This is a genomic window from Pseudochelatococcus lubricantis (assembly GCF_042432495.1).
GTDB lineage: Bacteria > Pseudomonadota > Alphaproteobacteria > Rhizobiales > Beijerinckiaceae > Pseudochelatococcus > Pseudochelatococcus lubricantis.
This window is the reverse complement of record NZ_JBHLXC010000012.1, coordinates 192,647-214,731: the sequence shown is the minus strand read 5'-3', so window position 1 is coordinate 214,731 and position 22,085 is coordinate 192,647. Positions and strand designations below refer to the sequence as shown.

Sequence of the window (22,085 nt, the reverse complement as noted above, 5' to 3'; positions counted from 1 at the left end):
CCATGGTGCGGGTCGTTCATGAACTGCCGGGACGTCTGCGTCTGAAGCTGGCGGAAACCCCCGATGCGCTCGCCCGCGCGGCGGCCGCCGTGCGCGATGTTCCCGGCGTCGCCCGCGTGCGCGTCAACCCCGGCTGCGGTTCGCTCGTGGTGCGTTACGACGGCGATCCGCAGGTGCGGACACGCATACTGGCCGACGCCGCTCATCCGCCGCCGGCGGCCTATCCGCTGGTGCAGCCGACGCCGGGCACGGAAGGGTCGCAGTTGGCGCTGGCGGGCGCGGCGGTGCTGGCCTCGCTCGTGCTGCCGCGCGATGCCGCGCGCCTGCTCACCGCCGCCAATGTGGCGGGCACGATCGTGCGCGGGGTTGCGGCCGCCGCTACAGAAGGTCTCAAGGTCGAGGTGCTCGACGCGCTGGCCATCGGCGTGCCGACGCTGCGCGGCCGCTTCGTCACCGCCAATTTCACCCGCTTCCTGATGGAACTTGCCACCTATATCGAGTCCACTACCGTGGAGCGTTCCGATGAGCTGCTGCGCTCCCTGCTGCACCGCAAGCCGGACGATGTGTGGGTGGAGCTTCCCGGCGGTCAGCTGGCACAGACGCCTTTCGCGAGCCTGAAGGGCGGGGAGCACGTGGCGGTCGGCCTCGGCGAAACCGTTCCCGTGGACGGCCGCGTGGTGTCGGGCGACGCCTATGTCGACCAGTCGGCGGTGACGGGCGAGAGCCTGCCGATTCCCCGTTCGCATGGCGACGAGGCGCTTGCCGGCAGCATCGTCACGGACGGACGTCTCGTGATCCGGGCGGAGCGCGTGGGCGAGGCCACGACCACGGGGCGCATCACCCGCTATATTCAGGAGGCGCTTGAGCGCCCGGCGGAAATCGAGTCCGTCTCCGAGGCGCTGGCTGACCGGCGCGTCGGCATCACGCTGGCTTCGGCCGCGGGTGTCTTCGCCGTCACGCGGGACTGGCGGCGCATCGAATCCGTGTTCATGGTCGACTATTCCTGCACCGTGAAGCTCGGCACGCCCATTGCCCTCAAGACGGCGATGTACAACGCGGCCCGGCGCGGCTGCCTGGTGAAAAGCGGCCAGACCGTGGAGACGCTGGCCGGCGTCGACACCGTCGTATTCGACAAGACGGGGACGCTGACCCACAACACCCTCGAAGTGACGGACATCGTGCCGCTTGCCGATCGGCTGACCGAGGACCGCGCCGTGGCGATCGTCGCGTCGCTGGGCGAACACACGTCCCATCCGATCGCGCGCGCGGTCGTCGAACTGGCCCGCGCCCGCAAGCTCGCCCATGTGGACCACGAGGAGGTGAATTTCATCGTCGGTCACGGCGTTCAGGGCATGATCGGCGGGGACGTCGTGCGCTTTGGCAGCCGCCATTATCTGGAGGACGACGAGCACATCTCATTCGCCCGCGAACGGGAACTGGTGCGGGACTTCCAGTCACAGGGCAAGTCGCTGCTCTATGCGGCATGCAACGACCGCCCGCTCGCCGTTTTCGCCCTGCGCGACCGGGTGCGCGCGGAAGCGGGGGACACGCTCCGCCGTCTGCGCGAGGCGGGCATCAGACGTCTCGTCATGATCACCGGCGATCATCGCGTCAAGGCGCTTGCGCTCGGCGAAGCGCTCGGGATCGACGATGTCCACTATGAACAGCAGCCTGAAGACAAGGCCCGCATCGTGGCGGACCTCAAGGCGGCGGGGCACCGCGTCGCCTATGTCGGGGACGGCGTGAACGACGGGCCGGCGCTCATGATGGCGGATGTCGGCATCGCCATGCCACGCGCCGCCGATATCGCCCGTGCCACCGCCGACATCATTCTGCTGGACGATCACCTCGCGTCGCTTGCAACGGTGCTCGGCCTGTCGCAGGGCGCGATGAAGCTGATTCATTCGAATTTCAGGGTGGCGGTGGGCGTGAATTCCGCCATCCTCGCCGGCGCGGTATCCGGCCTTCTGCCATCGCTCGCGACTGCGACGCTTCACAACGGCACCACGATCGCCGTGCTCATCCGTTCCCTGCTGTCGGGGCGGCGGAGCTGACGGCCGGCCAGTGCGCGGCAGTCTCCAGACGTCCCCCGCGAAAAGGCGCTCCGGGAGACATTCCCGGAGCGCCGGCTTCAGGCCGGGCAGGACGGCTCAGCGATGCGTGGTGATGCGGCCGAAAGTGCTCTTCGTGCCCCAGACACCGCGGCGCAGGCATTCGAGCTGAAAGATCTGGCTGTGGTCGACGAACAGGTTGATGTCGATGCCATAGTTCTTGATGTACCACTCGAACACCTTGGGATCGGCCGCCTCGAACATGACGTTCGCCTGCCCGACCTCCTTCATGATCCTGGCCGCGACATCAGTGCGCCACGGATCGGCGTTCTCGGTGATGCCTTCGGATTCGATCATGATGATGTCGGCGCCGGCGTCGAGCGCCGCCCGTGCGGTGTCGATGAGGATCTGCGGGTCGCGCGTGCCCTCCGCCTCCAGTTCCTCGCGCGAGGTGTCGCCGCCGGCACCGAACTGGATGCCGATCTCGGGCTTGGCCTTCAGCCCGGCCTTCTTCACCTTCTCGACGAGGCGCAGCAGGTCCGGCACCGGCAACTGGATGAAGCCGGTGGACAGCTCGACATAATCGAAGCCGAGCCGCTTCACCTCGGCGATGTAGTCATCGACATGATGGGCGGCACGCGCCAGCACGTTCTCGATCCATCCGCCCGTCGAGACGTAGAGGCCGTGATCGTGGCAGGTGTCGAGGTATTTCCTCACCGCCTCTTCCGGCAGCAACGAGAAAGAGCCGCCGGAGAATTTGAAGCCGTCGATGTGCTCTCCGAATACTTCGAGTATTTCCCGAAGATAGGTCGGCGTGACTGATGCATAGTACGGCCCCCGGATTTCGGTGATCGACTTCGTGCGCGGCTTCGGGTCGCGGTTGTTCATCGGCACGAAGGGGAACAGGCGGTTCTTCCAGACTTCGGACTGCTCCCGGGCGATTTCTTCCGTGCTCATGGCTATCTCCTTGCTTGGTCGGTTGGGGGGAAATCAGGCGTTGAGGTTCGCGAGGATGGTCGCGAAGTCGCGGATGCGCAGCTTCTCGATGTTCCGCACCGCGTCCACGATCGACGTGCGGGCACGCTCTGACGTGAACGGCTCCGCGAGGCCGTTGAACTTGGCGATGACCGTTTCCCAGCTCATCGGGCGGGTGCGGAAGCCTTCGTAATCCGTCTTGTCGATGGAGAATTTCCGGCCGTCTTTCAACGTCACGGTGATGGTCGTCGCAACTTCCTGCGGGAAGCGGTCCGTGTAATCCTGGCTGGGGCGCACGGTGAAGCGTTTCAGCAGGCCCTGGATGTCGTCGCGCAGGATGCGCCCGGGCTCGTACTGCGCGGGCAGGACGTTGCCGTCGATCAGTGCCACGCCGACCATGTATTGCAGCGAGTGGTCGGCCTCCTCCTTGGTGCGGATGACGGTCTTGTCGCCTTCCTCGCCGCCGCCGATGATGTGATAGGCGACGTCGAAGATGTCGATCTCGATGCCGTCGATCTCATCGGCCTTGAAGCCATGCCGTTTCTGTAGTTCCAGCGCGCCCTCGATGGAGGACTGCGAATGGATCTCGGCGTTATATTTCTTGATGATCGACAGCTTCACGTTTTCGAGATCTTCCTTCGACCAGTCGATCTCGAACGGCCCGGCAATTGCTTCCTTGAAGCCCTTGTTGCCCTCGAACACTTCCTCCGGCCCGGTGATGCCGCGATAGGCGAGGAAGGCGGCATGCGTGCCCACGAAAGCGGTGTTCGGATAGGCGAGGCCCTTCCAGTGCGACAGAGCGCCCGTGCGCGTCACGCGCAGCGCGTTGTTGCACGTGCCGCTGATGGCGATGGCGTTCGCCGTCTTCCCGGCGTCGAGCCGCAACGCCCGCGCGACGCCGGCCGCCACTGCATAGGCACCCTGCACGGTGTGGTCGAAGCCCCTGGCGCGCACCGGCGCGACATCGCACAGCCGACCCTGCACCTGATAGGCCACGGCGAGCGCCGCGAGGAATCCATCGCCGTCCTGATCGGCGTATTCGGAGGCGGCGAGCACCGCGCCGAGATTGTCGCTCTGGTGGCAGGTCTCGCCCTTGGCGAGATAGCTATCCATGAAATCGAGGTAGCGGACGAGCGCGCCGTTGTAGAACGCCGCACGGTCCGGCGCCGTCTTGCCGCCGCCGATCAGGGTGGCGAGCGGTCTGCCACCGAAATCCTCCACATGCGTGCGGATATACTTGATAGGCTCTCCATCGAGAGCGCCAATTGCCACGCCGATACTATCGAGGATACGCTTCTTCAGCTCATCGCGGGCCTCAGCGGACAGCGAGGCGGCATCCGCGGACGCAACGAAGCGGCCGAGGCGACGAACCTCGGTGTCTTTCGGATCCGAATTGTGGGCGTTCATATTCTCTCCTTGCACCGTTGTCGTGAAGGCAAAAAATGTAATTATTCCAGAAAAAATAATCTGGAATTATTATTTATTTATGATCGACTCTGGCGATCAACGTTATTGCGAGTCTCATCGTTATTTGCTTATGTATTGAGAGTCAATCGGCATGTTGTATATTTAAGTTTCTATAACTCAGTAAACGGGGTGAGCAATGAGCAGGTCTGAAAACGGTGATACCGATCGCGCAGACAGCTTTTCCGGTGCGGAGCCGGGCGGGGAACCGATCGGCTTCTCCGATCTGGAGCCGGATGAGGTGCTGCTGGTGTCGCTGTTCCGCGGCTGGCGCCATGGCGCGCCCACGACAGCAGTCGCGGTGCATATGCTGTCTATTCGCCTGCGGAATCTCGATTATTATCAGTATATGGATCTATTATTGGATGTTTTTGAAAGAATTTGTCCTGCAGGTTGCGGTCGGCCGGAGCAGATCGAGCATCCGCTGCTCGTGCCGGAGGAGGAGGCGCTCATCGGGCATATGGCGGCGCTGCTGCACCAGCCTGAAGGCGTGACGGGCGCGCGGCCGTTCAGCGTGCGCCCGGTGGCGGCGATCGCCCGGTCGGGCCGCGACCGTCTGGAAATGATGATCGCCCGAAGCTATCGCCTCGTGCATGCCCGCCTTCCCGTGGGCCTCTGATGTCGCGAATGCCGATCCCGCCGGCCGCCGCATCCGTCAGAAAGGAGCCGCCGCCGGAAACGGCCGGCTGAGGCCCGCCGCGCCGGCAAGCCCGAAGCGCCAGGGCTGATGAAGGTTGCGGGAAATGCCGATGCGTGTCCCGGTCACGATGTCCGCCGGCGATGCTGCGGGCAGCAGGACCAGAGACAGTTGTCCACCATCGAACGGAGCGCCGTTGTCCGTCAGGGCGATGCCAAGCGCCTGCGCCACACGGCCCGGCCCGGCGCAGAGCGGCATTCTGCCTTGCCGCCGTGCCTGCATGATCCCGAGCCCGATCCGCGGTTCGATCGCCCGGATCAGCACGGCTTCGCCGGGGCGCCCGACCACGTTGAGGCAAAGATGGATACCGTAGGACCGGTAGACATAGGCATGGCCGGCGGGCCCGAACATGGCGGCGTTCCGGGCGGTCGGGCCGCGAAAGCTGTGCGAGGCGGGATCGTCGCGTCCGTAAGCCTCGGTCTCGATGATGATGCCGCCAGCCCCCCGGACGACAAGCTGCGCGCCGATCAGCGCGCGCGCCAGATCGACTGCCGTCATCCCGGCATCAAAGGGCGGAAACACAGACAACCTCCCTTGCAGCGGCTGAAAACACCCCGGTTCGTGAGGAACCGCTGCACGATATATCGCTACTGGTGCCGGCGCGCGGCACTCCGTCCGTCTTCATGACCGGTTATAGCGTCAGCATCGTCGTTTCCGACTGCTTCTGTCAGATACCCATCATGCGGAAGCCTGCCGATGCCGCGTCCACGTGACGCGGATCGGCCTTGCCCGCGAGAATTGTTGGGCTTCGAGACTTGCGGCGCTTCGAGACCTGCGGCGCTTCATGACACGGACGTCTGGCCGGTCCGCGGTCAGGCGAACGCGGTGTCGACGTACTGCTGGACGCGGGCGAAGGCGGTCTGCGCGCCTGCGACTGCGCGCGCCTCCTGCTCCGGCGCGAGTGTCGCCGCGTCGAGCGAGGCGGTGAATGTCCGCCAGTGCGCCGCGGGGCCCTCCGGCGCGGGGGCGAGATGCCGCGCGCCGAACGTATCCGACAGGCCGAGTTTCTCGGCCATCTTGCGCAGCAGCGCGGCGCCCATGTTCGAGCCTTCCGCCACATAGAGCCAGCCCAGCGCGGTGGCCGTGTCGACCGTATCCGGCGTGAAGAACGGCGGTGTGTCGCCGGCCGGAGCGTCCGCGCGCAGATCGGCGAGGTCGGCCGCAACCAGCCCGAGGCGCCGCCGTTCGGCAAGGCCCGGCAACAGGGCGCGCAGACCGGGATCGTTGTAGAGCGCGTCTATGTCGCGATGGAAACGGTGCTGCACGCCGAGAAAGCGCGTGTACCCCTCTACGCTCCCGAACGGATCCGCCGCCATGATCGATTTGTCGAGCCGGTCATGCGTTTCATGCGTCAGCGCCTTCAGGCGCCGCGAGCGGCTGTCGGCATTATCGAGGGATGGGTCGGATGTCGTGATCGTCATGAGAACAACCGTCGGGAAATGTTCAAGGTATCGCTCGCCTGTGCAGGGACCGTGGGAAAAGGCATCGCGCCCACCCCTCTAGCATGAATCGCCGCGTTGCATATAGCCTCACCTCGGCTGCCCGCGCGATGATATTTCATGCCGCGCGGGGCGGCCGCAGCGCCTCCGGCATGACGCGCCAGACGATTGCTGTGGCGCCGATGGCGCCCTGGGCTATGCAGATCGCGGTCACGATGGCGCAGCCGACAAGGCCGAAGGCCGGCAGCAGGATTGCGCCCAGAACGATGCAGGTGAAGAACTGCAGGAGATTCAGCGTGCGGAGCTGAACGCCATATCCCGTCATGGCGAGCAGGATGTCCTGACAGGGCAGCAGGCAGTTCACGAGCTGGCCCGCCGCCATGATGACGAGCGCCGTGGCGGCGATCTCGAAGCCGTTCCCCAGGATGGACAGCAGATGGGACGGGAACAGCATCATCACCGCGATCATGGGGACCCCGAGCAGCGTGATGCACAGCCGGGTATTCGCATTGACGCGCCGCAGCTCCGCCATGTCGCCGCGCCGGTGGCTGGCAGCGAAGCGCGGCGCGGAGATCGTGCCGATGGCGAGGATGACGACCCACATCATCATGGATATGCGATGGGCCACGCTGAAGGCGCCGACAGTCGACGCATCCGTGAACATGCCCAGCGCCAGCATGGGGAGGGAACTGAGCGAGACCTGAACGATCTCGACGACGCTCAGCGGCAGCGCCGTGCGCCACAGCGCGGGCATGGCGTAGACACCTTCCGGAAGTGCCGGGGAGGTCGTGGTATCCGTCGCGCTTGCCGGGTGGCGCGCGAGGAAACGCAGGATCGGGAGGACACCCAGAGCCGCCGCCGCCAGCATGGCCGCCGCCAGAAACACGAGCAGGTCCTCGATGGTGTTCGCGGCGTGGGCGACCAGGCCCAACACGGTCAGGGCCGGCCATAGCGAGTTCTGGATGAGCTGGGCGAGCACACCCTGCTGGAAACCGGCCAGAATGCCGCCGATGACGACGCTCAGCGTCCACGGAACGATGGCGAGCGCTGCCGTCTGCATCGGGGCCACCAGCGCGGGTTCGCCGAAGAGGTGAATCGACACCGGCTCGGCGAAGGCATAGGTCAGCAAGGCGGCGACGACGCCTCCGCAGGTCGTCAGCAGCATGCCTTTCAGCAGATCAGACCGCACCGAGGAAAAGTCCTTCACGGCGGCTGCCGCAGCCAGATGGCGTGTCAGCGCGCGCTCCAGCCCCATGCGCGCGATGGTGGAAGCGAGCCCCATCCATGTCAGGCACAGAAAGAACAGCCCGGCTTCGAAAACGCCGAACCGGCGGGCCGCCAGCACGTACAGGAGGAATTTCCCGATCACCTCCATGCCCCGCACGACAACGCCGACCCCGTAGACGGCCATTGCGGGAGCAAGCGACCATAACCGGCTGACCATGGATCCCATCAAGAATTCTCCCCGGAAACTGGCGCGCCCGCGGTGCGCTGCCGCCGTTGACGGTTGTCCGGGCCGCTTACGGCCGGCACGTTACCGTGGGCCATGGCCTGCGCTGGTAATAGGGCTGCAGGTCCAGCGTTTTCAGGCCGTTCCAGAGCGAATCGTTGTGTTCGGGACACATTGTCATGACGGCCTGCACCGGATTGCCCCGCCAGTGAGCGGGGATGTGGATGGTGACGAGGAACGAGTTGAACTGCGGCAGCGGATCGTTGATCCACCAGGAGGTCGGCAGGTGCTCCTCGAAATATTCCTTGAGAATGCGGCGCGGGTCGAAGGGATAGGGGTTTTCCTCAGGATTGATGAAGCCCTCAGGCGACGCCTCGCGCGGCATGCCCTGAAGGGATTGCGCCCGCGCGCCGTCGGCCTGCGGGAACACGATCCCGGCGGCGCCCACGATTGCGGCGGCGATTGTCCGCGCGATGCGTCTCATTTGTCCGGCCCCGTTCGACAATACCGCAGCCGGCTGCACCGGCCTGATACCGTCTAGCAGAAGCGAGCGCCCTGCGGGAGACCGTCTATGCGACTTCCTGGGGGCTTGGATGTGCGTCCTCATGATGGCAATGTCTCCGCGGCCGCCCCGGGCTTGGGGGCGGGCCGGGCGCCTGAGCCATTCGCCTCTTCTGGAGACGCAAGCATGACCATACGAACGGGATACCCTCGCGATGGCATCCACGATGTCTGCGTGGTCGGGAGCGGCCCGGCGGGGCTTGCGGCCGCCATCCACTGCGCGGAACTCGGCCTGTCCGTTGTCGTCGTCGAGGCGGGCGGCATGCTTCCGCAGGACGGCGCATCCCTGCCGCCCTATGGCGAGGTGGTCGATCCGGCCCGCCATGCGCCGCTCGACGTCGCCGTTTGCCGCGCTCTCGGGGGCAATTCGTGGTGGTGGGGCGGTTGCTGCATGCCGCTCGATCCCATCGATTTCGCGCCACGCGATTTCGTGGCGGATTCCGGATGGCCGATCGACGAGGAAGATATCGCGCCCTACTACGAGAAGACCGCCGCCTTCCTCGACTGCGGGCACCTCGTGTTCAGCAGTCCGGCCGTTGCGTTCCAGGCACTCGACGACAGCGGAGACGTGACCTTTTCCCGGCTCGAACGGTGGGCGCGCACGCGCGCGGCGCCGAAACGCCATGGCGCATTTCTGCGGGACGCCGCCGCCATCACCGTATGCCTCGGGACGACGGCGATCGCCATCGAGCAGGAGGACGGGCACGCCCGCATCCGCGTTCGCGATGCCGGGGGAGAAGCGGCGGTCAATGCACGCTTCCACGTTCTCGCCGGCGGCGGGCTCGGCTCTACGAAGCTGCTTCTGGAATACCGGCGGCGCCATCCCCCGGCCTTCGGAGGCGGGGAGGGGGCGCTCGGCCACTACTACATGGGGCACGTTCACGGATCGATTGCCGACATCGTCTTCGACAGGCCGGAACTGGCCGAAAGCGCGGATTTCTTTCTCGACGACGCGACATGGGTACGCCGCCGCCTCGCCATCACGCCGCAGGCCCAGATCGCGCATGAAATCCTGAATACGTCCTTCTGGGTCGACAACCCGCCTTTCCACGATCACCGGCACCGCAGCGGTATCCTTTCGGCCGTCTTCCTGGCCCTGAGCTTTCCCGCCATCGGCCGCCTGCTCGTCTCCGAGGGTATCCGGCGCGTTCATATCGGCACGAACCGGAATTATGCGGCCCACCTCGCCAACGTCATTCTGAATCCGTTCTCGACCGTGGCGGCGGCCTGGCAAATCCTGCGGCAGCGGTATATCGACAAGCCGCGCCGGCCCGGCTTCCTCATCCGCAACAAGGCAGGGCGCTACGCGCTGACCTTCCATGCCGAGCAGATGCCGCAGCGCGCCAGCACCGTCCTGCTGGCCGACGACGCTGCCGACGGCGCGTTGCGCATCGATCTGCGCTTCTGTCCCGCGGACGCTGTTTCCATTGTCAGGGCGTATGATCTGGTTGACCGAAGCCTGAGAGGCGCCGGCATCGGCCGGCTGGAGTATCACGTCCCTGCCGAAGAGCGGGAAGCGGCCGTGCTGGGGCAATTGACGGACGGCTATCACCAGGAAGGGCTGATGCGCATGGGGGACGCGCCGGCGACGAGCGTGGTCGACGGCAACTGCAAGGTGCACGGCTTCTCGAATCTTTACGTCGCCTCGACAGGCGTCATGACGACGAGCAGCCAGGCCAATCCCACCTTCACCGCCTGCGCCCTTGCGATACGGCTCGCCCACCATCTGGCGGAGCCGGGTGCGCGGGAAACGGGTGCGCGCGACAGCAGCGGCGTCGCGGCGCCGACGTCAGTCTGACGCGTGGATGAAGCGGCTCAGGGAATCTTTCAGCACACTGTCCGGGTGGACGAACCAGAAATTGTTCAGATAGTGACGTCGGCTGTTGATGCGATAGCCCGGCTTTTCCAGCGCGAGGCTGTTCAGATCCTGAATGGCACCGAGCTGCTCGGCCGTGGTGATGGAAACGGGCGTGAGGGTTCCGCCCACCGGCGACACGTAGGAAGCGTAGCCCGCTTCCCGCAACTCGGCGAACAGGTCCAGACAGCGAGAGTTGTGCCTCAGCTCGATCTCGATCAGCAACACGGGGTGCGCCTTCGCCAGCACCTCCCGCATGCCGGCGATCACCTCGTTCTCGAAGCCCTCGACGTCGATCTTGATGAAATCGATGAGAGCAGGGTCGAGCCAGGCGCTCTCGCGGCAGAAGTCGTCCAGCCGGATGGTGTTGACCGCGATGTCGCGTCCCTGCGGAAACGCGGTGTGCAGTGAAGCCATGGCTGTCACCGCCTCGTTTTCCTGGACCGGAATCGAGAGCGTGGCGACGCCGTTCCTGTCCGAAAGCGCTTCGTTCCGGATGATGACGTGTTTCTGCCCGGCGAAAAGCATGTTAAGCAGCCGCTGCATGAACGGAACAGGCTCGAAACAGACAAGGGTCTTGCTGACGCGCGCGAGATGCAGCGCATAAGTGCCGGCATTGGCGCCAACGTCGATGCCGGTGCGGATGTCGAGAGAGGGGAGCAGCAGCTCGTCCGTATCCGAGTACAGTTTCAACGCCGGTACGATCAGTTTTCTGTAGATGTACTGAACATAAAGGCTACGCTTGAGGATATTTTTCAGGCTGCGGGAAAGGGAATGCGCTGAAGGCGTTTCTGACGAAGCTGTTACACGCACCAGCATCTCCTTTAGCGAAAAACGATCAGCAACATGCCCGCTTCATACCATCATATCAGGGAAGGTGACAACGGTTTCCGGCCCGCCCGCCTCTCCAAACGGTTGAAAAGCCGGCGTATCTCTTGCTAAAATCGGTTCGTGGAAGTTCGTCATGAAAAATTCTATTCTGTAAAAAAACAGTTTTTATATTTTGATATGCATATATAAGGCTATTTATTATAATCATATGTCAAATCATGGCACCTTGATGCACGGACAGTTGATCGCCCGCGACGGGTTCGCGCAGCCAAAAGCCGCCGAACGGGTCTCGATCCAGTATCTGCGCGCCGTTGCGGCGCTGATGGTTGCGGGCGTCCATCTGCAGCCCCAGCTCGAACGTCTGGACCACGGCGGTGCGTGGCCCCAGTGGCTCATCGGCGGCGTGGACATCTTCTTTGTCATCAGCGGGTTCATCATGTGGCTGACGACGCGGGGGAGGCCGCAGACCCCGCTTGTCTTTTACCGCAGGCGCTTCCGGCGCATCGTACCGCTGTACTGGCTGATGACGGCGTTCATCGTCTCGGTCCTGCTGCTGGCGCCGGACCTGCTGTACAGCGCACGCCTCGATCCGTGGCACGTGCTGGCGTCGTTCGCCTTTATTCCGTATCCCAACCCGGCGACCGGCACGATGGAGCCGCTGCTGATCCCGGGCTGGACGCTGAACTACGAGATGTTCTTCTATCTGCTGTTCGGCGCGGCCTTGCTGATTCCCGACCGCGGAAGGGTTATCGCCGTCTCCGTGCTGCTTTGCGCCATCGTGTCGCTGCAGGCGCTGAATCCGTCGCCGGACACCTTGCTGTCGTTCTACACGTCGAGCATCATCCTCGAATTCCTGCTGGGTATATGGATCGGCGTCTGGCACCTGCGGGAGCGCCGGCGGCCGACGGTGCATCTGTCCCTCGCTCTGCTGGCCGGCGGTTTCGCCGCCATGAGCGTGCTGCCCACCCTCTGGCCGGAGCTGCCGCGTCTCATCGGCTTCGGCCTGCCGGCGGCGGTGATCGTCGCGGCGGCGCTGAGGCTTGAACAGGCCGGCGGCATCCCGGACTGGCGCGGTCTCCGGCTGCTCGGGGACGCTTCCTACTCCCTCTATCTGTCGCATCCGCTGGTGCTCTCGGCCGCCAGCCGGATCTGGAAACAGATGGGCCTGCCCGGCATCGGCGCGCCGGCATGGACATTCGTTCCGGCTGCCATGGCGGCCTGCGTCGCTGTCGCCATCGCCCTCTATCTGACGGTCGAACGCCCTCTCGCGACCCGCAGAAACCTGCGGCGCATGCCGCCACCGGGCCGCCCTGCCGGAGCCGGCGATACCGGCGACGAACACAGTTATTGATTTTGAACGAATTCTTATCGGTCAGATGATCCCATCCGACCGGAACGCGCTCCAAGGCTTTTCGCATTCTGATTGAAGCAGGAACGCGAAAAACGCTTAAATCCGCGTGTCGATCCTGCGCCGAAAAAGCCAAGCTTTTTCCGCCAGAGACCGGTCCGCTGCAGCGCCGGCACAACGACCGGGCGCATCACGGCACCTGACGATCGCATCCGTCGAGCCGCATCGCGAGGCACATGTCCCGTGCGAGCGCCCGATAGTCGGTGCCGTGCTGGCAACCGGTTTCAGGGGAGCATACGCGCAGGGCGTAGAGCATCGCTCCGCCTTTGGCGTCGCGCCGGGCGGTGGCCATGAGCCTAGCCACGTCCTTGGCCGTGGGCACGGGCGAGGAGGGATCCACGGGCTGGGAAGCGATGCCCAGCAGCAAGGGGCCGCTCCAGACGCTGCGATAGGCGGCGAACGCGCGCTCGGGATCGTAGCGCGGCCCGGCGTCATATCCCATGATGGATACGATATCGATATGCCGGGCTGCGGATGAGCGCAGCACGCCCAGCATGGAGCCCGTCCACGGGCTGCGGGGCTGGTCTTCGGCGAAGGCGCCCTCGCCGTAGGCACCAACGCTCCAGACGGGAATGGTCAGGAGAAACGGACGCGGCAGCACGGCACGGATGCGCTCGATGTAGTCAGTCCACAGCGCGTAACTCCCGCAGACGATCTTCCCCGCCGGCAGCGTCGTGCAGGCGGGGTCCTCCGGCTCGAAATCGAGATCGATGCCGTCCGCCCCCAGATCGCGCACAAGCCGCGCCAGCGCATGCTCGTCGAAGCGATGCCAGTTCTTGCCGCCGACCGAGATGACGACGCGCGTGCCGGTATTGCGTTTCTTCAGCAGGCGAATGGCGTCTCTCAGGAGGGGGCCCGGATACGGATACTGAAGCCCGGTGCGGGAGATGTCGAGGTCGCCCGCATAGACGGCATCGGGTCGCGCGAAGGCGAGGGCCACGATATCCATGAAACCGGGAATGCCGGCCAGCGTCGTGGCTTCCGCCGTGGCGGCGGGCGTCTCGTACCAGCTTGCATGGTAGGCCAGAAAATGGCGTCGCTCCTTCGCCCGGGCGTTGTCCGCGCCGGCGAGAAGGAGGACAGCCGACAGGCAGGCGAGCAGCCAGCCTGCGTAACGGGTCAGAAGACGTCGCGTCCGGCCATGCCCTTGGTGACCGTCAGCAACATGATTTTTATATCGAGCCATAGGGACCAGTTTTCTACGTAATAGAGATCGAGCTCGATACCAGCCATGGCTTTCTCGAGGGTGTTGATGCCGCCGCGCATGCCGTTTATCTGCGCCCACCCCGTGATGCCCGGCTTCATCTGATAGCGGTTGGTGTACGCGCGCAGCGTTTCGTAGCGCAACGATTCGCCCACGAGCATGTTGGGGACGTGCGGCCGGGGGCCGACGACCGACATCTCCCCCTTCAGGACGTTGATGAGCTGGGGCAGTTCATCGATCGAAAGCCGGCGCAGCCAGGCGCCGCAGCGGGTGATGCGGGGATTGTCCCGCTGCGTTCCGAGCGAGCCGTCGTCCGTGGGATCGACGGTCATGGTGCGCAGCTTGTAGACGCTGAACAGGCGGTTGTTATAGCCGACGCGCGTTTGCCGATACAGAACGGGGCCGGGGCCTTCCAGCTTGATGGCGATGGCGGCCAGCAGCAGGATGGGGGAGACGAGGATCAGGCCGATGGTTGCGACGACATAGTCCTCAAGCCACTTGATCAGGATGAGCGACCCTCTGAGCGGCCGGCGGACGACCTGCAGGCCGTGCAGGGCGGCGATGTTGACCACCGCCGCGAAACGCAGATCGAAGATGCGCGGAGTGAGCGGCACGATCGTATCGATCGCGAACCGGTTGAGCTTTTCGATCAGGCTGCCGATGGTGCCGGCCTCGCTCCACGGCAAGGCGATGACGACCACGTCGAAGGAGTTGCGCGTCAGTTGCGGCAAAAGGTCATCCACCGTGCCGAGCACGGGCGCCTCCGGTGTCCGGACGTCGCCGCCGAAAGAAGCCGCGGCGCCGCGCGGTGCTTCGAGAAAAATGCCGACAAGCTGGAAGAAACGAGCGTCCGCGCCACGCAACTGCTGCGCCGCGCGCAAGGCTTCATCCGCGCTCCCCACGATCACGGCCTTGCGGCGCAGCAGCGCCAGCTTCTCCACCCAGTGCATTCCCAGCCGCACCAGCGTCACGCGGCCGATGACGATGGCTGCCCAGACAATGCCGGCGCGCGTGGCCACGGACGTGAAGGTGGTCGTATCGAAGGCGATGAAGGTTCTGTCGATCACGCTCACGGCCAGGCTCGCCAGCACCACGCCGACTGTCACCTGCCGGATTTGTCGCGGCACCGACAGGTAGTGCTCGACGCGAAACGCGCCGCCCAGATTCATCACCCAGCCGTAAAGCACGACGTATATGCCGGCGTAGACGAAGAAGGCCAGGAAGTCCGGGGAGGGAACCGTGGAAGGAGCAATCAGCACCCCCGATACGATCATCAATCCGTCGAGGAGCATGACCAGCCTGTTAATCATGCCGTGGGTCCAGAGCATCTTCGCTTTCCTCCGATGAGCGCCTTGACGGATCAGTTTTAAATGAGGGTTTTACTTTGTAAAATTTACTCGATGAATTTTAATTGGCTTGGTCTATTTGTCTATTTGGCTTGAAGAGCGCGCGCCAGCGGCCGGCTGGTGACGAGCGGGCGCTCGATGGTCCTGTAAATGACGATGGCGACCAGAACGCAGACCGCCACGGCCGTCAGGCTGAACGCCCACTGCAGAACGTCGCTGTTGGTCGGAAAGATGCGGCGCCAGAGCTGGCCGAACGCGGACAGGACCAGCGGATGCGACAGATAGAGGGAATAGGAGGCGCTCGCCAGCAGCTTGATGCCCGGTGCGCGAGGCACCCGGCCCGCCCGTTCGAGCCCCAATGCCGCCGCGAGCATGATGGCGGCCGGCAGCCCGAGACTGAGGATGCGCGGCAGGTCCGGCCACCTGTGAGGCAGCACGCCGATGGCGAGGCACGCGCAGATCAGCAGGACAAGGCACACGGTCGTATTCGGCCGCCATTGCGACCGCAGGTGCCAGGCGCAGAGCCACATCCCCAGCAGGAATTCGAGGATGATGCTCGACGTATAGAAAGACAGCGGAGTAGCCGGAGCGGGGCTGAGCACCTGCAATGCAACGATGGAGAGCAGCAATGCCGAGAAAGCATGCAGCCGCTTCTCTTCCGGAATCAACAGCGCGGCGCTGAACAGCAGATAGAAAAACATGATGTAGTTCAGCGTCCAGCCCGGGATGAGCAGCGGCTCCATCGTGCCGGTCGCCGGGTTGGGATACGGAATAAAGGCGAACGACGCCAGCACATGCCATGGATCGAAGCGCGCGCTTTGCACGAGACGCGGCGCTATCAGCATGACCAGAAGCATGAACGCCGTGAACAGCCAGTACAGCGGCGCGATACGCCAGAAGCGCCGGAGAAAGAAGGCCCCGGGCGATTGCTGCTTGCCCAGCGTCGTCCGCCACATGATGAAGCCGCCGATAACGAAGAGAATATCCACGCCGCCGATGGGCTGGTAGAACCAGGTATCGGGCTGCCCCATACGCTCCAGCTGCGGCTGCAAATGCACGACGACCACCGACAGTGCGGCAAAGGCGCGTAAATACTGTATAGAAACATATTCAGACGGGATGGTTGGACCGTTCATGAGTACATGAACCTTCAATCTCGCGTGCATAATCTGATTATCGCTAGGCAAATATATTATAAATGTGTCAGATTCATTTCTCTCCTGAATTTGTAAAAAGAACTCAGCATGGCTTAGTACAAGACTAACATAGATTTGACACGCCGGATAACGCTGCAGAATTTCAGGCGGCAGAGGGAGTTCGGCTTCCGGCAGTACCGATCTCGCTTCTGGCGCCGGCGCGGCTCCGTCAGGCACTCCCGGAGGGCGCGTCCATCCGTCGCGCAATGCCGGAAAATGTGCGGATTTCCGGCTGGGCATAAGCGGCGATATAGACCGACACGGCCAGTACGGTAGCCATTTCCCCCGGAACGAAGACGAGCGGATAGATCGGAGAGGCCAGGATCATGAACAGGATATAGTCGTTCAGCGCCTTCGCGAACGGGGTGCCAGTCGCGGACGCCGTGCGATAGGTGATCAGGAAAGCCATGCCGTAGACCGCGCTGATCAGCAGCGCCCCGACGAGGCCGTACTCGAAGACGATGCCGAGCCATCCGAGGTCCGCAAGATAGAAGTTGGCGCTGCCGAGAATGTCTTCCAGCGTCACGCGGCTCAGGCGCGTCACGGCGCCGAGGCCGAACAGCCAGTTCGTCGCGCTGTCGCCGATGTAGTTGATCGCCGATTCGAACGAACGGACGCGCGTGGACAGCGATCCGCCGAGGCTTTCCCCGGCGCGCCCGAGCAACGGTTCCAGCGTCTGCACGAGCACGAGGAATGCAATGGCCGTGGCCAGCAGGCCAAGCGACAGGGCAACCCGCCGCAACCGCTGCGGGAGCGCGCCCCAGACCACGATGACGAAGCCGGAAAGGATGGCCATGCGCTGCTTGTAGATCGTCACCAGCAGCACGAACAGCACGCCGATCAGCACGGCCGAAATCCATCCCGGCCGATCGGCAAACCGGCGCGCGAGGTAGAACAGGAACAGCATGCCGAAGAACATCGGCATGTAGATGCGATAGCCGCGTTCGATCTCGTACATCAGGAACTTGCTCTGCTCTTCGAGCGGCATATACCACTCGGACGGCGCCAGCACCCAGACCAGGAGCATGATGACGAAAGTCGCCGCGCCGAAGCCGAGCATGCAGCGCGCGATCGCGGCGGGGGACGGGCGCAACAGGAGCAGTATGAACGACAGCGAGAAATAGTAGGAAAAGGGCAGCACCTTGACGGTGGTCGCGAGAGCGTCGTCCAGGCCGTTGCCGAAATGGATCATCGACAACATCGGCGTCAGTCCGACTGTATAGGCGAACATGACGAGCATTATTCCCGTCGCGGGAAGACGTTTCGAAGCCAGACCGCCGATCGCCAGAGGCAGTGTGAGCAGCGGCCACGCTTTCGAAAGAAAGTACGGCGCCGGCCACTGGTGCATGTAGTGGAAGCTCTGGCCGAAGAACGGCAGCACCGCCAGCAGGATCAGCGCCACGACGCCGGCGTGCTCCCGAGTGGGCAGGTCGGCGGCTTTGCCGCGCAGGATGGGAATGTGCGTGCCTGCCGGCCGCGCCTCGCGGGGAGAGCGGAAGAATATCCGGTACCCGGCGGGATGGGGCGGCGACGTCGTCATTCCCGCTCCCGGTCGCGGAGGCCGGATGCTCCACGGCCGCGCAGGAAAGCCCGCATCACGACGCCGAGCAGGGGCAGGGAATCGACGAATACGCGCTTTGCGTGCCCGCGCGGATTGATGAGCAGGCGATACAGCCATTCGAGGCCCAGATCCCGCCAGACCGGCGGTGCGCGGCGGGTGATGTCCGTCACGAACAGCAGCGAACTCCCCACGCACATGCCCACGCCGGTCGCCCGCCCGGCTTGCGCGATCCGGCAGGCGAGGATTTCCGACTGCGGCATGCCGACCGCCAGAAAAACGTAGCGCGCCGGATGCGTGTTGACGAAATCCACACACGCCTCGACCGCGGCCGGATCGCGGATAAAGCCCATCGGCGGAACATGCATGGACAGATGTTCGAGGTGAAACCGCTCACGCAGGCGGCGGTCCAGCTCCGCGGAGCCGCCGATGACCGTAACCGGATCCTCCGGCCTGATGTGGTGCGCGAAAAGCCATGCGGTCAGGTCGCTGCCTGCCACGAGAGGGATTTGCAGGCCGAACAACAGCCGCGCCAGCCTGCGGGCCACCTGGCTGTCGCAAAGGCGCATCCATGCGTGGTCATAGGCTGCGGCGAAATCCTTGTCGTCTCCCTTGTCCAGCTTCACGAAATGCTGCGCGTTCGGCGTCACGACATAGGCGAAGGGTGCCCGCACGTCGCGCGCCGCTATGATTCCGGCGACCGCCTGCCGGTCGAGCGCGGTGAGGCGGACGCCGAGGAAGTCGAGTGCGGGCAACGCGGCGGATTGCACCGGGAGTGCGGCCGCTTCCGTGGAGATCAGGGTATCACGCGCGTTCATGTAGCGGCCTCGCGGGGCGGGGGTGGCCGGCGTCAGGGAATGATCCCGCCGCTGGTCGTGCGGTATGCTCCCAATGTATAGGTGAAGTTGCGGTTGAACGGCACCACCCCTTCGACAAATTGCTTCATCCACTGGTTGAGTTCGGCAATCGAACTCTTGGGCACATAGAGCACGTCTCCCGACCGCAGGGGAACGTCCGCCGCTCCGCCAGTCTGGATGATCTCGCGGATGTCGATGGTCCTCAGCATGGGCTTGCCGTCGGGACTGCGCCGGATGACCGCCACCTGTCCGGGGCGCGCCTCATCGGAATAGCCGCCTGCTAGAAGTATCGCCTCAAGGCTGCCGATCTGCGTGTTCGTGAGCGGATAGGCGCCGGGCCGCGCCACCGCGCCGCCGACATAGACGCGGGACGACACCGCCTGTTCAAGCTCGACGGTGACCGGCTGGCTCGCCACGACGCCGCGTGCCGCGGCCCGCACGTTGCGCTCGATCTCCGGCACCGTCCGGCCCTCTGCCTTGAGCTGACCGCCGGCGACGCGGACGCCGATGAAGCCATCCGGCGTGACGGTGACGCTTTCGTCGAGTTCCTGGGTCACCAGAAACTTGATCTTGAGCTTGTCGCCCGCGCCGACCCTGTAGACGGGGGGCGAGTCGTTCCAGTCGGCGAAACCTTCGGGCCTCGCTTCCGTGAAGTCTATGTTGTGGCCGGTGCTGAGCGGAGCCTCGTTCCTGCTGCGGGAGGCACAGCCGGCGAGGAGCGCGCAGAGAAGCAGCACGCCGGCGGAACGTGTCGTCACGACCATTTGTAGAGCCTCTCCGGCAAGTAGAACTTTCTGCCCGTGAAGACAAAGCCGACGATGCCGCCGCCGGCATCCAGAATGAGATCGCGCAGCCAGAGGACCACAGGTCCGCGCGAACGCTCGGCCCGCACGACCAGCAGCGAGGCGTCGACCGCCGACGCCAGATATTGCGTTAGCGGAACGTTGTCGGAAGCGGCCATCGATAACAGCACCGCGTCGTATTGCGAGCGCAACGTGTCGAAGAGCTGCTGCGGGGAACCGGCGAGCGAATGCGGGTTGTCCAGCAGCGATGCGCCGGTCATCCGCGCGATATGGAGGCCTGCCACGGGCCCCTGCGACACAGGCACGCCGAGTTCCGCGAGGGCTGGCGCGACGGCGAGGGACCGCGTCTCGCCCGTCAGGACGGAGTTCGCAGCCGTTGTCTCGACCAGCAGCACCTTCCGTTGCTGCTTCACACATAACTCGCAGGCCATCGCCTCGATCAGATGGCGCTTGTCGTCGGCCGCATCGACATCCGTCACCATCAGCACGGCGAGCGAACGGTCGTCGACCGGCGCGCCGAACAGCCGGGCCACCAGCGCGGACACGGTTACCTCCCGCTCCGCCGCGCCAGGGCTGAGGGCGCCATCCGGAAAAACCGCGAGAGCGGGCAGAAGCGTCTCCCGCTCCGCCTCGCCGGGGCTGATGAAGGTGGACCGCAGCACGGTCGCGCAGCCGACGGCGGCAGCGCCGAACAGCACGCCGCCGAACAGGCCGGCGATCAGGAACGGCAGGGCCATGTTGCGGCTGGTCACGGCGTCCTGCGGCGATTGCACGAGCCGCACGTTGGACCTGCGCTGCGCGACCGTCTCCTCGTTGATCTTCGCCGCTTCCGCACGCTGTACATAGTCCCTGTACGTCGTGTTGAGAATTTCCTGTTCCCGCGTCTGTCGGGTGAGCTGCCTGTCCGCGTCCAGCAATTCGCTCACGCGCTTCTCCGCCGCGGCATGCTGCGAGGCCAGTTCGGTCAGCTGCCGGTCGAGGGCGTCGCTTTCGATCTTCAGGGTGATGATCATGTTGCCGACGAAGGCGATGGCGGGGTTACGCACCTCGCTGTTCGTCCATATGGGCTGCCGCTCGGACTGGCGGACGCTGTCGCGGACCGCGGCAATCTGCCTGTCGATCGCCTGGACGGCGGGGTGACTGGCCGCATATTTGCCGAGCAGCTGTTGGCGTTCGGCCAGCAGTCTTGTCAGCAGATTGGGATCGTCGTTGGGGGCCGAGTTGCTGACCTGGCGGGAATCGAAAACCTTGTTGTCAAGGCCCGTCAGTTGCTCCTGGGCTCTGGCGAGTTGTCCGATGACGGCCTCGCGCCGCTCGCGGATCTGTCGCGTCCGCTGGAGCACGCTATCGACCTGATTGGCGGCCAGCACGCGATCCTGCGAGATGTCGATGATGTTCGCCGTCGCCTTGAGCTGGTGAATCTCGGTTTCCTTCGCCTCAAGCTGTGCCGCGAGCAGTCTGACCTGCTCGGCCAGCAAACCCGAGCGCGGGCTCTCGAACAGCGCCCGGCGATGATCGAGATATTTCCCGATCAGCGTATCCGTTACCCGGGCGGCGAGGGCGCGGTCCGTGTGGCTGAAATGCACCTGAATGATATTGGATCCCGACTGCGCCCTGACATCGAGCTGGTCGCGGAATCGCTGGATGAGCTGGTCTTCCGTGTAGGGCGGCCGAAGCAGGGAGAGAACGGCGCGCCACCGCCCCGTCGCGCCGGGAAACAGCGTTTCGGCGCCAATCTCGTCGATGGTGGCGCGGATGACATCGGAACTGCCGATGATGCTGACCTCGCTTTCCACCGCCTTCAATCCCTCGATGGACAGCAGCGTCGGCACCGTCTCCGTCAGGTTTTCGCTGCCGACCTGCTCACGGGTGACGAGCACCATCAGCAAGCCTTCAGCCGTATAGACGGTATGGGTTTCGATGGCCGCCGAAATGCCGATCAGGATCGGGATGAGCGCGGCCAGAATGGCGACGCGCCGGTAGTAGGCGATGGTGACGAAAATGTCCCGCAGGGTAATGCGGTAGATAGCCGACCGCGGCCCGCGGTCGGGATAGGAGGACTGCTTGCCCGCGACGGCTCTGCTCTGCGGCGCAGGCTCGGACGAACCACGATGGACATTCGTGTGCTCGTGCGTCATCGACCCACACGACCGGTCTGCAGGCCAGATACGCGATCCACAGAGCAAGAGGCCGAGATCGGCCCGTCCGTCCTATTATGCATATTGAGCACCGCTGAGATTGCCGCGAGGTGCAGTCTTATTAGCATAACGGAATTGATTATAAACCATAGCGCAGAACATAGAGTAAACGCTATGCGCAGACAGGTAAGATATTCACGATAACAAACAGTGAGAAGGAATAATAAATTAACATATTGAAAAACAATATTT

At 64.3% G+C, this 22,085-nt stretch carries 18 protein-coding genes; 4 read left to right on the top strand and 14 right to left on the bottom strand.

The annotated features are described in order from the left end of the window. Nucleotides 1–2 precede the first annotated feature (2 nt). The gene (locus ACFFJ7_RS16545; RefSeq protein WP_377593807.1) at nucleotides 3–2,054 is read left to right on the top strand and encodes a heavy metal translocating P-type ATPase; all 2,052 of its coding nucleotides are present in this window, start codon (nucleotides 3–5) and stop codon (nucleotides 2,052–2,054) included. 96 nt (nucleotides 2,055–2,150) lie between these two features. Here ACFFJ7_RS16545 and ACFFJ7_RS16540 read toward each other — a convergent pair whose 3' ends face one another. Both ACFFJ7_RS16540 and ACFFJ7_RS16535 read right to left on the bottom strand, forming a co-directional pair. Next, nucleotides 2,151–3,008, bottom strand: a complete 858-nt coding sequence (locus ACFFJ7_RS16540; RefSeq protein ID WP_377593805.1) for a phosphosulfolactate synthase — start codon at nucleotides 3,006–3,008, stop codon at nucleotides 2,151–2,153. Nucleotides 3,009–3,041: 33 nt separating this feature from the next. Continuing rightward, on the bottom strand, nucleotides 3,042–4,433 hold the full coding sequence (locus tag ACFFJ7_RS16535; protein ID WP_377593803.1) for an MmgE/PrpD family protein: 1,392 nt from the start codon (nucleotides 4,431–4,433) through the stop codon (nucleotides 3,042–3,044). A gap of 196 nt (nucleotides 4,434–4,629) precedes the next feature. On the opposite strand from ACFFJ7_RS16535, the gene ACFFJ7_RS16530 reads away from it, so the two are divergent. Then, nucleotides 4,630–5,109 (top strand): hypothetical protein, encoded by a 480-nt coding sequence (locus tag ACFFJ7_RS16530; protein ID WP_377593801.1) that lies wholly within the window; start codon nucleotides 4,630–4,632, stop codon nucleotides 5,107–5,109. A gap of 36 nt (nucleotides 5,110–5,145) precedes the next feature. On the opposite strand, the gene ACFFJ7_RS16525 is transcribed toward ACFFJ7_RS16530, so the two are convergent. The 4 genes from ACFFJ7_RS16525 to ACFFJ7_RS16510 all read right to left on the bottom strand — a co-directional run bounded on the left by ACFFJ7_RS16525 (nucleotide 5,146) and on the right by ACFFJ7_RS16510 (nucleotide 8,560). Continuing rightward, a complete protein-coding gene (locus tag ACFFJ7_RS16525) occupies nucleotides 5,146–5,685 on the bottom strand; it encodes a DNA-3-methyladenine glycosylase (protein ID WP_377593799.1) in 540 nt (179 codons plus the stop codon). 314 nt (nucleotides 5,686–5,999) lie between these two features. After that, nucleotides 6,000–6,608: a biliverdin-producing heme oxygenase gene (locus ACFFJ7_RS16520; protein ID WP_377593797.1), complete on the bottom strand. Its 609-nt coding sequence runs from the start codon at nucleotides 6,606–6,608 to the stop codon at nucleotides 6,000–6,002. A 136-nt stretch (nucleotides 6,609–6,744) separates the two neighbouring features. Next, on the bottom strand, nucleotides 6,745–8,079 hold the full coding sequence (locus ACFFJ7_RS16515) for a lipopolysaccharide biosynthesis protein (protein WP_377593795.1): 1,335 nt from the start codon (nucleotides 8,077–8,079) through the stop codon (nucleotides 6,745–6,747). Nucleotides 8,080–8,146: 67 nt separating this feature from the next. Beyond that, nucleotides 8,147–8,560, bottom strand: coding sequence for a hypothetical protein (locus ACFFJ7_RS16510; protein ID WP_166953974.1), 414 nt, complete (start codon nucleotides 8,558–8,560; stop codon nucleotides 8,147–8,149). Between the two features lie 204 nt (nucleotides 8,561–8,764). Here ACFFJ7_RS16510 and ACFFJ7_RS16505 point away from each other — a divergent pair, with 204 nt between their 5' ends. Next, nucleotides 8,765–10,435 carry an FAD-dependent oxidoreductase gene (locus tag ACFFJ7_RS16505; RefSeq protein ID WP_377593793.1) on the top strand — a complete coding sequence of 557 codons (1,671 nt, stop codon included), beginning with the start codon at nucleotides 8,765–8,767 and terminating at the stop codon, nucleotides 10,433–10,435. On the opposite strand, the gene ACFFJ7_RS16500 is transcribed toward ACFFJ7_RS16505, so the two are convergent. Beyond that, nucleotides 10,427–11,185 (bottom strand): FkbM family methyltransferase, encoded by a 759-nt coding sequence (locus ACFFJ7_RS16500; protein ID WP_377593791.1) that lies wholly within the window; start codon nucleotides 11,183–11,185, stop codon nucleotides 10,427–10,429. The two genes, ACFFJ7_RS16505 and ACFFJ7_RS16500, sit on opposite strands and share 9 nt — an antisense overlap. Nucleotides 11,186–11,552: 367 nt before the next feature. Between ACFFJ7_RS16500 and ACFFJ7_RS16495 the strand changes: the two genes are divergently transcribed. After that, nucleotides 11,553–12,674, top strand: a complete 1,122-nt coding sequence (locus ACFFJ7_RS16495; protein WP_377593789.1) for an acyltransferase family protein — start codon at nucleotides 11,553–11,555, stop codon at nucleotides 12,672–12,674. Between the two features lie 187 nt (nucleotides 12,675–12,861). Here ACFFJ7_RS16495 and ACFFJ7_RS16490 read toward each other — a convergent pair whose 3' ends face one another. From ACFFJ7_RS16490 to ACFFJ7_RS16460, 7 genes are all read right to left on the bottom strand, one after another. Further along, nucleotides 12,862–13,917 carry a glycoside hydrolase family 18 protein gene (locus ACFFJ7_RS16490; RefSeq protein WP_377593786.1) on the bottom strand — a complete coding sequence of 352 codons (1,056 nt, stop codon included), beginning with the start codon at nucleotides 13,915–13,917 and terminating at the stop codon, nucleotides 12,862–12,864. After that, nucleotides 13,851–15,263, bottom strand: a complete 1,413-nt coding sequence (locus tag ACFFJ7_RS16485; RefSeq protein WP_377593784.1) for an exopolysaccharide biosynthesis polyprenyl glycosylphosphotransferase — start codon at nucleotides 15,261–15,263, stop codon at nucleotides 13,851–13,853. The genes ACFFJ7_RS16490 and ACFFJ7_RS16485 overlap by 67 nt, the downstream gene beginning before the upstream one ends. A 101-nt stretch (nucleotides 15,264–15,364) precedes the next feature. Continuing rightward, entirely contained in the window at nucleotides 15,365–16,417 is a 1,053-nt protein-coding gene (locus tag ACFFJ7_RS16480) for an acyltransferase family protein (protein WP_377593782.1), read from the bottom strand. Between the two features lie 229 nt (nucleotides 16,418–16,646). Next, a complete protein-coding gene (locus tag ACFFJ7_RS16475) occupies nucleotides 16,647–18,017 on the bottom strand; it encodes an O-antigen ligase family protein (protein ID WP_377593780.1) in 1,371 nt (456 codons plus the stop codon). Next, nucleotides 18,014–18,853 carry a WecB/TagA/CpsF family glycosyltransferase gene (locus ACFFJ7_RS16470; RefSeq protein WP_377593778.1) on the bottom strand — a complete coding sequence of 280 codons (840 nt, stop codon included), beginning with the start codon at nucleotides 18,851–18,853 and terminating at the stop codon, nucleotides 18,014–18,016. Before ACFFJ7_RS16470 ends, ACFFJ7_RS16475 begins: the two co-directional genes overlap by 4 nt. Nucleotides 18,854–18,885: 32 nt before the next feature. Then, nucleotides 18,886–19,656: a polysaccharide biosynthesis/export family protein gene (locus ACFFJ7_RS16465; protein WP_377593776.1), complete on the bottom strand. Its 771-nt coding sequence runs from the start codon at nucleotides 19,654–19,656 to the stop codon at nucleotides 18,886–18,888. Further along, nucleotides 19,647–21,833, bottom strand: coding sequence for a GumC family protein (locus ACFFJ7_RS16460; protein WP_377593774.1), 2,187 nt, complete (start codon nucleotides 21,831–21,833; stop codon nucleotides 19,647–19,649). Before ACFFJ7_RS16460 ends, ACFFJ7_RS16465 begins: the two co-directional genes overlap by 10 nt. Nucleotides 21,834–22,085: the final 252 nt, after the last annotated feature.

Coding starts and splice junctions, on each gene's coding strand:
- ACFFJ7_RS16515 (WP_377593795.1), bottom strand. CDS start 8,079: ATGGGATCCATGGTCAGCCGGTTATGGTCGCTTGCTCCCGCAATGGCC.
- ACFFJ7_RS16540 (WP_377593805.1), bottom strand. CDS start 3,008: ATGAGCACGGAAGAAATCGCCCGGGAGCAGTCCGAAGTCTGGAAGAAC.
- ACFFJ7_RS16490 (WP_377593786.1), bottom strand. CDS start 13,917: ATGGCTCGATATAAAAATCATGTTGCTGACGGTCACCAAGGGCATGGC.
- ACFFJ7_RS16530 (WP_377593801.1), top strand. CDS start 4,630: ATGAGCAGGTCTGAAAACGGTGATACCGATCGCGCAGACAGCTTTTCC.
- ACFFJ7_RS16465 (WP_377593776.1), bottom strand. CDS start 19,656: ATGGTCGTGACGACACGTTCCGCCGGCGTGCTGCTTCTCTGCGCGCTC.
- ACFFJ7_RS16525 (WP_377593799.1), bottom strand. CDS start 5,685: ATGACGGCAGTCGATCTGGCGCGCGCGCTGATCGGCGCGCAGCTTGTC.
- ACFFJ7_RS16470 (WP_377593778.1), bottom strand. CDS start 18,853: ATGAACGCGCGTGATACCCTGATCTCCACGGAAGCGGCCGCACTCCCG.
- ACFFJ7_RS16505 (WP_377593793.1), top strand. CDS start 8,765: ATGACCATACGAACGGGATACCCTCGCGATGGCATCCACGATGTCTGC.
- ACFFJ7_RS16535 (WP_377593803.1), bottom strand. CDS start 4,433: ATGAACGCCCACAATTCGGATCCGAAAGACACCGAGGTTCGTCGCCTC.
- ACFFJ7_RS16495 (WP_377593789.1), top strand. CDS start 11,553: ATGCACGGACAGTTGATCGCCCGCGACGGGTTCGCGCAGCCAAAAGCC.
- ACFFJ7_RS16480 (WP_377593782.1), bottom strand. CDS start 16,417: ATGAACGGTCCAACCATCCCGTCTGAATATGTTTCTATACAGTATTTA.
- ACFFJ7_RS16545 (WP_377593807.1), top strand. CDS start 3: ATGGTGCGGGTCGTTCATGAACTGCCGGGACGTCTGCGTCTGAAGCTG.
- ACFFJ7_RS16520 (WP_377593797.1), bottom strand. CDS start 6,608: ATGACGATCACGACATCCGACCCATCCCTCGATAATGCCGACAGCCGC.
- ACFFJ7_RS16510 (WP_166953974.1), bottom strand. CDS start 8,560: ATGAGACGCATCGCGCGGACAATCGCCGCCGCAATCGTGGGCGCCGCC.
- ACFFJ7_RS16475 (WP_377593780.1), bottom strand. CDS start 18,017: ATGACGACGTCGCCGCCCCATCCCGCCGGGTACCGGATATTCTTCCGC.
- ACFFJ7_RS16485 (WP_377593784.1), bottom strand. CDS start 15,263: ATGCTCTGGACCCACGGCATGATTAACAGGCTGGTCATGCTCCTCGAC.
- ACFFJ7_RS16460 (WP_377593774.1), bottom strand. CDS start 21,833: ATGACGCACGAGCACACGAATGTCCATCGTGGTTCGTCCGAGCCTGCG.